This window comes from Pacificimonas pallii, assembly GCF_019204005.1.
In the GTDB taxonomy this organism is placed as follows: Bacteria; Pseudomonadota; Alphaproteobacteria; order Sphingomonadales; family Sphingomonadaceae; genus Pacificimonas; species Pacificimonas pallii.
Genome location: NZ_JAGSPA010000003.1, coordinates 463,732 through 477,843 on the forward strand (window position 1 = coordinate 463,732; position 14,112 = coordinate 477,843).

At 63.3% G+C, this 14,112-nt stretch carries 12 protein-coding genes; 8 read left to right on the plus strand and 4 right to left on the minus strand.

Annotated features, from left to right (window positions below; all coding sequences use genetic code 11):
* Window positions 1-7 precede the first annotated feature (7 nt).
* The 4 genes from KCG44_RS10820 (at window position 8) to KCG44_RS10835 (ending at window position 5,924) form a co-directional block, all read left to right on the plus strand.
* Window positions 8-1,063, plus strand: a complete 1,056-nt coding sequence (locus KCG44_RS10820) for a glycerophosphodiester phosphodiesterase family protein (RefSeq protein ID WP_218446099.1) — start codon at window positions 8-10, stop codon at window positions 1,061-1,063.
* 82 nt (window positions 1,064-1,145) lie between these two features.
* Entirely contained in the window at window positions 1,146-2,735 is a 1,590-nt protein-coding gene (locus KCG44_RS10825) for a fatty acid--CoA ligase (RefSeq protein ID WP_218446100.1), read from the plus strand.
* Between the two features lie 90 nt (window positions 2,736-2,825).
* A complete protein-coding gene (locus tag KCG44_RS10830) occupies window positions 2,826-5,123 on the plus strand; it encodes an NADP-dependent malic enzyme (protein ID WP_218446101.1) in 2,298 nt (765 codons plus the stop codon).
* Between the two features lie 9 nt (window positions 5,124-5,132).
* On the plus strand, window positions 5,133-5,924 hold the full coding sequence (locus tag KCG44_RS10835; protein ID WP_218446102.1) for an alpha/beta hydrolase: 792 nt from the start codon (window positions 5,133-5,135) through the stop codon (window positions 5,922-5,924).
* Window positions 5,925-6,165: 241 nt separating this feature from the next.
* Here KCG44_RS10835 and KCG44_RS10840 read toward each other — a convergent pair whose 3' ends face one another.
* Window positions 6,166-7,029, minus strand: a complete 864-nt coding sequence (locus KCG44_RS10840; protein WP_439651447.1) for a class I SAM-dependent methyltransferase — start codon at window positions 7,027-7,029, stop codon at window positions 6,166-6,168.
* A 69-nt stretch (window positions 7,030-7,098) separates the two neighbouring features.
* Between KCG44_RS10840 and KCG44_RS10845 the strand changes: the two genes are divergently transcribed.
* Window positions 7,099-7,287 (plus strand): hypothetical protein, encoded by a 189-nt coding sequence (locus tag KCG44_RS10845; RefSeq protein ID WP_218446104.1) that lies wholly within the window; start codon window positions 7,099-7,101, stop codon window positions 7,285-7,287.
* Window positions 7,288-7,309: 22 nt separating this feature from the next.
* Complete coding sequence (locus KCG44_RS10850) at window positions 7,310-8,314, plus strand: zinc-dependent alcohol dehydrogenase family protein (protein WP_218446105.1); 1,005 nt, start codon at window positions 7,310-7,312, stop codon at window positions 8,312-8,314.
* Between the two features lie 59 nt (window positions 8,315-8,373).
* Here KCG44_RS10850 and KCG44_RS10855 read toward each other — a convergent pair whose 3' ends face one another.
* The 3 genes from KCG44_RS10855 to KCG44_RS10865 are packed head-to-tail and all read right to left on the minus strand — an operon-like array spanning window position 8,374 to window position 11,205.
* Window positions 8,374-8,874, minus strand: coding sequence for an RNA pyrophosphohydrolase (locus tag KCG44_RS10855; RefSeq protein WP_369411969.1), 501 nt, complete (start codon window positions 8,872-8,874; stop codon window positions 8,374-8,376).
* Complete coding sequence (locus KCG44_RS10860) at window positions 8,871-9,821, minus strand: alpha/beta hydrolase (RefSeq protein ID WP_218446107.1); 951 nt, start codon at window positions 9,819-9,821, stop codon at window positions 8,871-8,873. Before KCG44_RS10860 ends, KCG44_RS10855 begins: the two co-directional genes overlap by 4 nt.
* A 19-nt stretch (window positions 9,822-9,840) precedes the next feature.
* The gene (locus KCG44_RS10865) at window positions 9,841-11,205 is read right to left on the minus strand and encodes an MATE family efflux transporter (protein ID WP_218446108.1); all 1,365 of its coding nucleotides are present in this window, start codon (window positions 11,203-11,205) and stop codon (window positions 9,841-9,843) included.
* A 47-nt stretch (window positions 11,206-11,252) separates the two neighbouring features.
* On the opposite strand from KCG44_RS10865, the gene KCG44_RS10870 reads away from it, so the two are divergent.
* Window positions 11,253-12,161, plus strand: a complete 909-nt coding sequence (locus KCG44_RS10870) for a histone deacetylase family protein (protein WP_369411970.1) — start codon at window positions 11,253-11,255, stop codon at window positions 12,159-12,161.
* Window positions 12,162-12,279: 118 nt separating this feature from the next.
* Window positions 12,280-14,112 (plus strand): 2-oxoacid:acceptor oxidoreductase subunit alpha, encoded by a 1,833-nt coding sequence (locus KCG44_RS10875; protein WP_255536486.1) that lies wholly within the window; start codon window positions 12,280-12,282, stop codon window positions 14,110-14,112.

A 14,112-nucleotide genomic window follows, 5' to 3' on the forward strand; every position in this document is an offset into this window, starting at 1 on the left:
AGTTATCATGCGCAATGCCGCGATCCTGTTTCTGTTGCTTTCCGCATGCCATGCCGCGCCCGCCGTCCCTGCCCCCGTCACTGCAGCTGTCCCTGCGCGCGAAGCGATGACCGCCCCGGCCGTCCCCCTGATCATCGCCCATCGGGGTGCCTCGGGCGAGCTGCCAGAACACACCATCGCGGCCTATGAGCGCGCGATCGCGCTTGGCGCGGACTATATCGAGCCCGACCTCGTAATGACGAAGGATGGCATTCTGGTCGCGCGCCATGAAAATGAAATCAGCGGCACGACAGACGTCGCGGACCGCCCGGAATTTGCGGACCGCAGGACGACCAAAACCATCGACGGCCGCCAGGTGACCGGCTTTTTCACCGAAGACTTCACGTTCGATGAACTGCGGCGCCTTCGCACCCGCGAGCGCCTGCCGCAGCTTCGCGGGACAGCATATGACGGCAGATATTCCATCCCGCCTTTTGCCGATATCGTCGCACTGGCACAGGCACGCGGCGTCGGTATCTATCCCGAAACCAAACACCCTTCCTACTTCGCCGGCATTGGCCTGCCGCTGGAGCCCCCCCTTCTTCACGAACTCGCAAAGGCAGGCTGGACCGACGCCGACGCCCCGGTGTTCATCCAGTCGTTCGAGACCGCGAACCTGAAGGCGCTGGCGCGGCGGACGGGCATCAGGCTGGTGCAGCTCATCTCCGCCCCGGACGAGGCGGTTCCGGACGGCGGCGGCGTGAGCTATGCCGATCTCCTGACGCCGACGGGTCTCGCGGCGATCCGTGAATATGCCGTCGGCATCGGGCCAAATAAGAAGCTCGTCATCGACGAGGGACGCGATACCGGCCTCACGAAAGCGGCCCATAATGCCGGGCTGGTCGTCCACCCATGGACCTTCCGCGCCGAAAATGTCTTCCTGCCTGCGGAATTTCAGGGTGGCGACGATCCGGACGGCCGCGGTGACATCGCTGCGGAAATCTGCGCCCATGTCGCCGTCGGCGTCGATGGCCTGTTCGCCGATCATGTCGCGGAGGCTGTCGCGGCCCGGCGGGGCTGCTGAGGCGCCCCTCCAAAAATCGGGCTTGCCGTACGAGGGGGATTGCGCGCAGTCTGCCGACAGTATTTCTGGGAGGAACATGCGCATGTCCACGGCAGCGAAACGCGCCGATATCAGACTCGTGGGCCAGCTGCCGCCCTTTCACGCAGAACACCGTCCGGATCAGCTCGCCGCCCGCTTCGAGGGGCGCGAGACCACCTATGCCGAATTCGACCTGCGCACGAACCGGATCGCCAACCGGCTGGCCGCCGACGGCCTTTCCCGCGGGGACCGCGTCGCCTATCTCGGCAAGAATTCCGACGAATATTTCGAGCTCTTCTTCGCCTGCGCCAAAGCGGGCGTCGTTCTCATCCCCATTGGCTGGCGGCTGGCGGGGCCGGAAATTGAATATATCGCGGCGGACTGCGACGCGGCGATCATGTTCGTCGGTCCCGAACTCGTTGAAAAGGCCATATCGATCCATTCGAGCTGCCCCGGCATCAGGACTCTGATCGCGATGGAAACGGGCGTGTCGGGCCTGACTGGATTTTCCGATTGGTATTCCGGCGCCGGCGATGGCGCGCCGGACATCGCCCTGACCCCCGCATCACCGCTGCTGCAACTCTATACCTCCGGCACGACGGGCAGGCCAAAGGGCGCCGTTCTCAGCCATGCGAACTTCACCGAGGGGCGCGCCCGCATGTCCGAACATGACATGACGTGGAACGAGTGGACCGACGACGATGTCAGCCTTGTCGCGATGCCCTGCTCGCATATTGGCGGCACCGGCTGGGGTTTCATGGGGTATCACGCCGGCGCGCTCAACGTGATCGCGCGCGAGTTTATCCCGTCCGCCGTGCTCGATTTCATCGAACGGGATGGCATCTCGAAATTGTTCATGGTTCCGGCGGCGATCCAGTTCGTGCTCGCCGATCCACGCGCGCAGAGCGTCGACTATAGCCGCCTCAATTACATTCTCTACGGCGCCTCACCGATCCCGCTCGATCTTCTCAGACGGGCTATCGAGGTCTTCCAGTGCGGCTTCTGTCAGCAATATGGCATGACCGAAACGACCGGCACCATCGTCTACCTGCCGCCTGAAGATCACGATGTAGAAGGCAATCAGCGCATGCGCGGCGCGGGGAAGCCCTTTCCCTGGGTATCGCTTCGCGTGCGCGGCAGTGACGGCGACATCGTCGGCCCCGGTGTGATCGGAGAGGTGGAAACCCGCTCGTGTCACAACATGCTCGGCTACTGGAAACTGGATAACGCGACACGCGAGACGATCGCCGATGATGGCTGGCTGAAAACTGGCGACGCCGGATATCTCGACGAGGATGGCTATCTCTACATCCAGGACCGCGTGAAGGACATGATCTGTTCGGGCGCGGAAAACATCTACCCCGCCGAGGTTGAAAGCGCCGTCTATGGCCATCCCGATATCGCCGAGGTCGCCGTCATTGGCGTTCCGGACGACCAGTGGGGCGAGGCCGTCAAGGCCATCGTCGTCGCCAAACCCGGCACGTCGCCCGCCGCCGCGGATATCATCGCTTTCGCCCGCACGCGGATTGCCGCGTTCAAGGCACCAAAATCAGTGGACTTCATCGACGCCCTGCCCCGAAATCCCAGCGGCAAGATCCTGCGCAAGGATCTGCGCGCACCCTTTTGGAAAGGACGCGACCGCGCCGTAAATTAGCGGGGATATCGGCCTGCGTTCAGGTCTTGCTTGCTCCGCCCGCACGCTTGCGCCATTGCAGGTAAAAATCTGTCAAAACGAGGGTCCGGAATGAGCGAGAGTGACGAACGCGGCAAGAAATCTGCAAAAGAGGGCGGGTCTTCCGTTAGATTCTCGGATTCAGAGGCGCTGCGCTTCCACAGCCATCCGCGCCCCGGCAAGATCGAGATCGTCGCCTCGAAGCCCATGGCGACACAGCGGGACCTCAGCCTCGCTTATTCGCCCGGCGTCGCCGTTCCGGTGCAGGCCATCGCCGACGACCCCCAGACGGCCTATGATTACACCGCGAAGGGCAATCTCGTCGCCGTCATCTCGAATGGCACCGCGATCCTCGGCATGGGCAATCTCGGCGCGCTCGCCTCAAAGCCCGTGATGGAGGGCAAGGCCGTCCTGTTCAAACGCTTCGCCGACGTCGATTCCATCGACATCGAACTCGACACCGAGGATGTCGATGCCTTCTGCCAGGCCGTCAAACTGATGGAGCCAAGCTTTGGCGGCATCAATCTTGAGGACATTGCCAGCCCGGAATGTTTCGAGATCGAGGCGCGCCTGCGTGACGAGATGAACATTCCCGTCATGCATGACGACCAGCACGGCACGGCGATCATTTCCGCCGCTGGCCTTCTTAACGCGCTCGAACTCACCAACCGGAAGCTGGACGAGATCAAGATGGTCGTGAACGGCGCCGGTGCCGCCGCCATCGCCTGCGCCGAGCTGTTCATCTCGATGGGCGTGCCGCGCGCGAATGTCCGCATGTGCGACCGTACCGGTGTGATCCATCAAGGGCGCGATGATCTTAACCAGTGGAAATCGGCTTATGCCGTCGTCACGGAAGAACGTTCGCTGAAGGACGCGCTGAAAGACGCCGACGTTTTCGTCGGGCTCAGCGTTGCGGGTGCCGTCACGCAGGACGATATCCTGCTGATGAAGGACAAGCCCATCATCTTCGCCATGGCGAACCCGGTCCCGGAAATCCTGCCCGAGGAAGTGAAGGCCGTGCGCCCCGACGCCATCATGGCCACCGGCCGCTCCGACTATCCGAACCAGGTCAACAACGTCCTTGGCTTTCCTTACATCTTCCGCGGCGCACTCGATGTGCGGGCGACGACGATCAACGACGAAATGAAGATCGCAGCGGCCCGTGCGCTTGCCGATCTTGCCAAGCAGGCCGTGCCGGACGAAGTCGCGTCGGCCTATGGCAAGCAGCTTGCCTTTGGCCCGGAATATATCATTCCCGCGCCCTTCGACCCGCGTCTGATCGAGGCGGTTCCCTTCGCGGTCGCCAAGGCCGCGATGGACTCCGGCGTTGCCCAGCGCCCGATCATCGACGAGGACGCCTACCGGATCGAGCTGCGTTCGCGCCTGAACCCGACAACCGCCGTCCTCGAGCAGAGCTTCAACGCCGCCCGCGCCGCGCCCAAGCGCATCGTCTTTGCCGAGGGTGAAGAGGAAGTCGTCCTGCGTGCCGCTCTCACCATCCAGTCACAGGGGTACGGCACACCCGTGCTCGTCGGCCGCGACGAGAAGATACATGAGCGGCTGAGCGCGCTTGGCGTCGACAATCCCAATGCCTTCGAAATCCAAAACAGCCGCGACAATGCGCTTGTCCCCGGCATGGTCGAGCATCTTTATCGTCGTCGGCAGCGGCAGGGTGCCCTTTACCGCGACGTGCAGCGTGCGGTGAATCAGGACCGCAATGTCTTTGCCGCGCTCCTCGTCGCGCTCGGTCATGGCGACGTGATGGTCACCGGCGTCACGCGCCACTTCACGCAGGCGATGGAACAGATCAGGCAGGTGATCGACCCCAGCCCGCGGCACGAGCCCTTCGGCATCCACGTGGTCGTCGGACGCCACGAGACCTACATGATCGCCGACACCACCGTGACGGAGCGCCCAAGCGCCGAGCAGCTCGCCGATTATGCCGAGCAGACCGCCGCCGTCACCCGCCGCATGGGCCGAACGCCGCGCGTGGCCTTTCTCAGCTACTCGAACTTCGGCAATCCCCCGGGTGAGATCGTCGATGAAATCCGCCGCGCCATCGAGCTTCTCGACCAGCGCCGCGTCGGCTTCGAATATGAGGGCGAAATGTCCGCCGACGTCGCACTCAACCGCGACATGGCAAAACTATATCCCTTCAGCCGCCTGACCGGCCCTGCCAATATTCTCATCATGCCCGGCCTGCACAGCGCGAACATCTCGGCCAAGCTGCTAAAGGAAATCGGCGGCGGCCGGATCTTCGGGCCCCTGCTGATGGGCATGGCCAAGCCGGTCCAGATCGTACCGATGACATCGGGAGCCACCGATATTGTCACAATGGCGGTCTTGGCGGCAAGCGGTGTTACGGACTAGGATAGTCAGATGACAAAACCACCTCTCTTCTTCATCCACGGCATGTGGTCGACGCCCAAGGTATGGGACGGCATGCGCGCCCATTTCGAGGCGCGCGGCCATGTCGTGCACGTCCCGCATTTGCCATTTCATGAGCGGGACGCTGACAACCGCCGCGACGACGCGCCTGACCGGCTGCTGTCGACGACGGGCGTTCAGGATTATGTCGACGCCCTCATCGCCTCGGCGCGCGATGTGGGTGAACCGCCCGTCATCATCGGCCATTCCATGGGCGGCATGCTCGCGCAGAAACTTGCGGAGGCCATTGGCGCGCGCGGGCTGATCCTGCTGTCGCCGGCGCCGACGGCCAGCACCGGCAGCCTTGCCATCGCGCCCCTCAGGACCACGTTCGGACTGACCAGCAATGTCCGGGGCAAATGGTGGAAATCGCCCACCATGATCGACGAGGAACGCGCCCGCTGGGGGATCTTCAACGAAGTCCCCGCCAAGGAGACCGAAGAGGCCATCGCCGATCTCGTATGGGATTCAGGCCGCGTTCTCTATCAGATATCCATGCCCTGGGCGGACAAGTCCAAGGCGACCCATGTCGACTATGAAAAGCTCGACATGCCCGCGCTGGTCGTCGTTGGCGATGTCGACCGCATCACGCCTGTGGCCACCGCCCGCGCGACGGTGCGCAAGCTGAGCGGCGAGGTCGACTATGTCGAGCTTGACGGTGTCGGCCACTGGCTGTTCCACGATCCCGTCGCGGGCCGCGTGACATCGGCAATGGACAATTTTCTGAATATGCTTGGGGGCTAGGTCGACCTGTCATCATCGTTACCCCGAGAATGAAGGGCAGACGACGGGCAGCTTCCAAAATCCGATCATCCTGAGCGCAGTCGAAGAACGCGCCCAGGTCAATGCAACGCCATTGTGCGTCCCTCGACTTCGCTCGGGGTGATGGGGCCTTTACCCTGCACGCACAAAGACGGACGCACATGCAATTCAGGCCGTGACGGCGAACACCGTCACGGCCAGAAACTGCCGTCAAACCCGCATCTTAGGCGGCGGGTTTCACAAATTTCAGCGTCATGCGATCCGACTCGCCAATCGCTGCATATTTTGCACGGTCGGTTTCGCCCTCGGCAAAGCGCGGCGGCAGCGTCCAGACGCCCTTTGGATAATCCGCCGTATCGTTCGGATTCGCGTTGATCTCGCTCGCCTCCACGAGTTTGAAACCGGCGGCTTCGGCCATGGCGATCACCGCGGACTGCTTCATATAGCCGCTGGTCTTCTGCAATTCGTCGTCCGATGTTTCCGGCAGGCGGTGCTCGACAACGCCCAGCACTCCGCCCGGTTTCAGCGCATCGTAAAAGCTCGAAAACGCCGTTTCGGCGACATCGCCCATGTACCAGTTATGGACGTTCCGAAAGGTCAGCACCATATCCGCCGCGCCGTCCGGTGTGTTCAGCTCACCGCCGCTGAATATGGCCAATTCGGTTCCCGCATAAGCATCGCTCCCCGCAAGCTTCTCCGCGAAGCGTGCCACACCCGCCGCGGCGCGTTCGCTCGACGCGGGGTCGTTATGCGCGGCGTACAGCCTGCCTTCGGGACCAACGGCAGGCGCGATAATTTCGGTGTACCAACCGCCGCCGGGTCCAATTTCAACGACGGTCATGCCGGGCTCCAGGCCAAAGAAGGCAAGCGTCTCTGCCGGGCGGCGATACCTGTCGCGCGCACGGTTCTCGTCGCTACGATGCTCACCGGCCAGGATCGGGCCATAATCGACCGTGCCTGCCGTCATGTCATCGCCTTTGGCGGCCATTGTGTCTTCGCTTGCCATATCCTCCTCGGCCATATCGGCCTGCGGCGTACATGCGGCCAGAAGGCCCAGCGAAACGGTTGCGAACAATAGGGAACGGATCATTGTCAAAACTCCGGTTTGGGGGTGATATATTGGCATCCTAACGCACCCGCGCCTATGTGACGAGCCATGGGATTCGAAGCGACATTATGGCTCTTTGGCGCAGGTATCGTCGGGCTCGTCGCCAGCATGATTGGTGTCCGGCGAAAACCGGAGGGGTTCAAGGTCGGCCTGTTTCCATGGCACGGCATGATGCTGCTGTCGCTCCTCCTGTCCGTTTTGATGGCGGCGCATCTGATCGCAGTTTGGCCTAAGTGATGAACATAGGGGGCACGTGAGCATGAAGGTCATTATACTGAAAAAGCCCGGCGGACTCGATCATCTGATCGCCGAGGAACGCCCCGACCCGGCGCCCGGCCCCGGGCAGGTTCTGGTCCGCGTGCGCGCCAGCAGTCTCAATTTTCATGACTATGTCGTCGTTACCGGCGGTATTCCCACGCCCGGCGGCCGCATTCCGCTGTCCGACTGCGCTGGTGAAGTCGTCGGCCTTGGCGACGGCGTCACGGATTTTGCCGTGGGCGACCGCGTCATGTCGCTGTTCTTTCCCAATTGGCAGGATGGTGGTCCGGAACTGCAAAAACTGATCGGCGTCCCTGGCGATCATGTCGACGGTTTCGCAGCGGAACTCGTCGCCATGCCGCAGACCGCGTTTACAAAAATGCCCGCTGGCTTCTCATTCGAAGACGCCGCGACGCTGCCCTGCGCCGCGCTCACTGCATTTCGCGGCATGTTCGTCGAAGGATCTGTGCGCGCGGGCAGCTGGGTCCTGGTTCAGGGCACCGGCGGTGTTTCCATGTTTGCGCTGTCGCTGGCGAAAAGCGTCGGCGCAAAGGTCATCCAGACTTCGTCATCCGATGAGAAGCTTCAACGCGTGAAGGCTCTCGGCGCCGATCACATCATCAACTACAAGACCACGCCCAATTGGGGCGCAAAGGCCAGAGAACTCACCGGCGGTATCGGCGTCGACGAAGTCGTTGAGATCGGCGGCCCCGGAACCCTGCCTCAGTCCATCGCCGCATGCCGTATCGGCGGGCACATCTCGATGATCGGCGTGCTGACCGGCATTTCCGGCGAAGTGCCGACCGCCGCCTTCTTCTCGTCCAACCTGACGATGAGCGGCATTACGGTGGGCAGCCGCGCGCACCAGCTCGACATGATCGGCGACCCGAACCGTTACAACATCAAACCCGTGATCGACAGCAGCTACCCGCTCGAAAAACTCGCCGATGCCTTTCGCCGCATGGAAAGCCAGCGGCACTTTGGAAAAATCGTGGTCACGATTTAGAAACGCTAGGTGCGTCACCCCGGCCTGCGCCGGAATGACGTGTCGATAGCACTTTCGCCCTAGAAATAACGCGTGAACGCCTTCAAAACATCCTCGTACAGCCTGACCTTGAACGGCACGATCTTCTCCGGCAGCGTGCCTGGCTCTGCCCAGCGCCATTCGGCAAACTCGGGATGTTCCGTTTCGATATCGATGTCCGTATCCTGCCCGGTGAAGCGCATGGCGAACCACTTCTGCACCTGCCCGCAATAACGTCCCTTCCAGATCTTACCGAGCAGTTCAGGCGGCAGGTCATAACTTAGCCAGCCCTGATTGGTGCCCAGAACATCGACCTTGTCCGGTCCCAGTCCGGTTTCTTCCTTGAGTTCACGCAAAGCGGCGGTCTGCGGGTCTTCACCAGGATCGATCCCGCCCTGCGGCATCTGCCAGTAATCCGCCGGATTATCGAGCCGCCGCGCCGTGAACACCCTGCTGTCCGCAGCGATCAGCATGATTCCCACGCAGGGCCGGTAGGGCAGGCCGCTCGGGTGTCTCGGCACGTTCGCAATCGCCTCGTTCACTGTGCCTCCGACAGCAGGAATTTCAGGTCGCGGACACATGCCTCGATATCGGCCTGCGCGCTCGGGATCGCCATGCGCAGCGTGATACAGCTATGGATTTGCCCTTCGGCCTCGCGAAAGATTGTGCGGACACCCGACGCGATCAGCTTCCCGGCATAGGCACGGCCCTGATCGCGCAGGGGGTCGAGGCCGCAGGTGAACACAAGCGCGGGCGGCTGTCCGGTCAGATCGGCATTCAGCGGGCTTGCCTTTGCCTGGGCCGCATCCTGACCGCCCAGATAATGCCGCATAAAATAGTCCACGCCGTCTTTCGTCAGCAGATACCCTTCCGCAAAATCGACCATGGAACCAGTCGCCGCCGCCATATCGACGGCGGGATAGATCAGCCACTGCGCGATAATCGGTACAGGCAATTGTCCGTGCAACTCCTGGCAGACGACAGCAGCCATATTCCCGCCCGCGCTGTCACCGCATGGCACGATCCCCGTCACGGGATGACCGATCTCCGCCGGTCCGGACGCGGCCCATTTCGTCGCCGCGATACAGTCCTCGCCCGCCGCCGGGAACGGATGCTCAGGCGCCAGCCGGTAATCCACGCTGACCACCGTCATGTCCAGCAGGCGCGCGACCTCCGCGCAGAAACTGTCATGCGTATCCAGATCGCCAATGACCCAGCCGCCGCCATGGTAGAATGTCATGACAGGTCCGGCCTCACCGCCGGCCTTCGCCTGATAGATGCGCGCGGGAATGTCGTGACCGTGTCCGGACGAAATCGTGAAATCCTCGCACCGCGCCAGTTCCCCGCGCGGCATCTCGGCCAGGGTCGTCATCGCCAGCAGCATCTGCCGCGCGACCTCCGGCGGCGTCTCGTGCATCGGCGGGCCTTCCTGCGCGGTCAGCATGCCGAGCACGCCCTGCACGTCGGGGCGAACAAAGGGCTTCGTCATCGGATGATCTCCATTGGCGTCATGTTTCGCGGTCAACCCTATCTGCCATCGTACGCGCCGCAAGCCGCGGAATAAGGAGGGCCTGAAATCCCGCGCGCGCCAGCAGGAAGATGTTGAACGACATCCACAGGCCGTGATTGCCCATCGGCGCGCTCAGCCAGATCGACAGGGCATAGACGCAGGCCGCCGCCGCCATGCTCATCAACATCGCGCGCGTCCAGCTCGCGCCGATGAACACGCCGTCGAAAACAAAACTGATCACGCCCGTCATCGGCACCAGCACCAGCCAGATCAGATGCGCCTGCGCGAATGCCGCCACCTCCGGCGTCGCCGCGAAACTGCGCAGGATCGGCCCGCCCAGCACGGCGAAGAAAGCCGCCACCAGCGCCGACACCGCCAGCCCCCGCCACAGGATCATGCGCATCGACTTCATGAACCCGGCCCGGTCACGCGCGCCGAACCGCTCCCCGTTCAGCACCTGCGCGGCATTCTCGAACCCATCGATCAGCAGCGCGGAAAAGATGAAGATCTGGAACAGGATACCATTGGCCGCCAGCGGCACCGGGCCATAGCCCGCGCCCACGCGGGTCAGCGACGCGATCGCCAGCGCCAGGATCAGCGAGCGCAGAAACAGATCGCCGTTCAGCGCCAGCAGCGGCCGGAACTTCGCCCACGCCAGCGCGCCTTTGTCCGCGAGCGCGCGGCGGACATGCCGTGCCGTCTCCCCGCGCAGCGCGTAAACGGCGACCATCAGCAATTTGCCATATTCCGCGATCAGGCTCGACCAGCCGATCCCGGCAATGCCCGTGTTGAGGACCAGCACGAACAGCAGGCCCAGCACGATATTCGCCGCATTATAAAGCACTTCGATCACCAGCACGGCGCGCATCTGCCGCCGCCCGATCAGCAGGCCCATGAACGCCAGATTGGCGAACACCGCCGGCGCCGCCCAATAGCGGATATCGATATAGGTCCGCGCCGCCTCCGCCACGCGGCCCTCCGCGCCCAGCGCCTCGACCCCCAGCGGCACGATCAGCGGCTTCAGCGCCAGCAGCCCCGCCGCGATGACCAGTCCGATGATGACCGCGCGCACCAGCGTTTCCGCCTGCGCCGACGCCGTCCCCCGGTCCTGCGCCACCAGGCCCGTCGTGCCGGTCTTCAGGAAATTCATGACCGTGAACAGCAGGGCGAACAGCTTCGCGCCCACATCCACCGCCCCCTGCGCCGCGACATCGCCCAGACGCCCCACGACCCAGATATCGCCAATCCCGATCAGCGCCGTCGCCACATTCGTCGCCATCGCGGGGAGCGCAATCGCCCAGATCAGGCGCGGGTCGATGCGGGACGCTGGATGTGAGGAAGGCTGCGCATTTGTCACACGCACGCCCCTACCCCTCCACAAGCCCGGGCGAAAAGCTAAAAGACACGTCTGTGACCTTCCCCCTCGTTCACCACCCCGACTATGTCGCCCCGCTTCCGGCGGGCAGCAGCTTTCCAATGAACAAATACGGCCTTCTGATCACCGCATTCGAACAGATGCGGATCGCGCCGCACATGCAGATGCCGGGTCCAATGGACGCAGGCTGGATCGCCGCCGTGCATTCCCCCGATTATGTGGAGGCCGTCCTCACCCAAACGGTCGACCCGCAAATTCAGCGCCGCATTGGCTTTCCGGTGACAGAGCGCGTCGCGCGCCGGTCCCGGCTCGCGGTCGGCGGCACATATCTGGCGGCACGGCTGGCGCTCGACACCGGGTTCGCGGCCAATGGCGCGGGCGGCTCGCACCATGCCCTGCCGGACAGCGGCGCGGGCTATTGCGTCTTCAACGACCTTGCCGTGGCCGCGAACCGCCTGCTGGCGGAGGGGCATGCCAGGCGCATCATGGTCATCGACATGGACGTGCATCAGGGCGACGGCACCGCCGTCTGCCTCGCGGGCCGCACGGATGTGTTCACGCTGTCCTTTCACGCGGAACGCAACTTCCCGGTCCGCAAGGCCCGCTCCAGCCTCGACGTGTCGCTCCCCGACAGGCTTGGCGATACCGGTTATCTCGCCGCCATGGACAGCCACCTGCCCGCCGCCCTCGACAGTTTCCGTCCCGACCTCATTCTCTATCAGGCAGGCGTCGACCCGCATGAAGACGACCGCCTTGGCCGCCTGTCGCTCACCGACGCGGGGCTACAGGCCCGCGATGCCTATATTCGCGACATGTGCATCGGCGCCGGCCTGCCCTTCGCCAGCACGATGGGCGGCGGTTATGGCCGCGATGACGAGCGTCTTGAACTCGCCCACCGCCACGCCCGCTCGATGATGGTGCTCGCCGGGTTGCCCATGCCCTAGCAATTCTTTCTTTGCCGCCGCACGAAGCCGCGCATAGAACGACTGTTCAACTGGGAAAAGTTGCGCCTCCGAAAGGAAGCGCCGGAATTATGAAGAGGCCGATCATTTGGCAACGCGATTGAAAGAATCCCCCGCCGCCCGCGAACGCGAAGCGGTCACCGTCCGCTTTGCCGGTGATTCCGGGGATGGCATGCAGCTGACCGGCGGGCAGTTCACGCTGTCCACCGCACTTGCGGGCAGCGATCTTGCGACCTTCCCCGACTTCCCGGCAGAGATCCGCGCGCCGCAGGGAACGACCTTCGGCGTCAGCGCTTTCCAGATCAATTTCGGATCGGACGCGATCGAGACGGCGGGCGACGCCCCCGATATCCTCGTCGCGATGAATCCCGCGGGGCTGAAGGTCAATCTCGAAGCGCTGAAACCCGGCGGCCTCATCATCGCCGACGCCGGAGAATTTGGCGCGCGCAACCTGAAAAAGGCTGGTTACGAAGCCAATCCGCTCGAGGATGACAGCCTGAAGGATTACCAGCTCGTCGCCTTCGACATCAGCGCGCTGACGCTGGAGTCGGTGAAGGAATTCGGCCTCGGCAATAAGGAAGCGCTCCGGTCCAAGAACATGTGGACCCTCGGCCTCGTCCTCTGGATGTTCGACCGCGACCGCCAGCCGATCATCGATTGGCTGAACACGAAATTCGCGAAGAAGCCCGAACTCGCGCTTTCCAACGCCGCCGCCCTCAATGCCGGGCATGCCTATGGCGAAACGGCGGAGATGCAGCAGGGCCTGGGCCGCTATCATGTCGGCGCGGCCGAAGTCGAACCCGGCCTTTATCGCACCGTCACGGGCGGTGAGAGCCTGTCGCTTGGCCTCGTCGCCGGTGCCAGCCTCGTCGACCTGCCGCTCTTCTTTGGCTCCTACCCGATCACCCCCGCCAGCCCGCTGCTGCACACCCTCGCGCGGCTGAAGGAATTCGGCGTCACCACATTCCAGGCGGAGGACGAAATCGCCGCCATCTGCGCCGCCATCGGTGCCAGTTATGCCGGCCAGCTTGGCGTCACCTCCAGCTCCGGCCCCGGCATCGCATTAAAGGGCGAGGCGATGGGCCTCGCCGTGATGACCGAATTGCCGCTCATCATCGTGAACAGCCAGCGCGGCGGACCTTCAACAGGCCTGCCCACAAAAACCGAACAGTCCGACCTCTACCAGGCGCTCTATGGACGTAACGGCGACGCGCCGATGCCCATCCTCGCAACGCGCAGCCCGGTCGACTGTTTTGAGGTCGCCATCGAGGCGTGCCGCATTGCGACCCAGTATATGACCCCCGTCATGATCCTGACCGACGGCTATATCGCCAACGCCGCCGAACCGTGGGCGGTGCCCGAAATGTCCGACTTCACCGCGCATCCGGTGACGCACTATGAGGGCGAAACCGTCAGCCCGTACAAGCGCGACGAAAAGCTCGCCCGCGTCTGGATCAGGCCCGGCACACCCGGCCTGATGCACCGCATCGGCGGCATCGAAAAAAACTACGAAACCGGCAATATCGATTATGGTGCCGACAACCACCAGAAGATGACCGACACACGCCAGAACAAGGTGCTGGGCGTCGCCGACTCCATCCCCGATCAGGGCTTCGAACTCGGCGGCCCCGATGACGACATGGTCGTCGTCGGCTGGGGCAGCACCTTCGGCCCCATCCATCAGGCCGTCAAAAAGACGCGGAAAGCGGGCAGGAACGTCGCCCACCTCCACATCCGCCACATCTGGCCCATGCCGAAAAACCTCGGCCCGCTGCTGAAGGGCTTCGAAAAGATTTTGGTGCCGGAAATGAATACCGGCCAATTGAAGACTGTTTTGCGGGATCAGTTCCTCGTCGACGCGAAACCGCTGAACAAGGTGTCAGGTCAGCCGTTCAAGATTGCCGAGATCGAAGCGGCGATTGGGGGGATATAG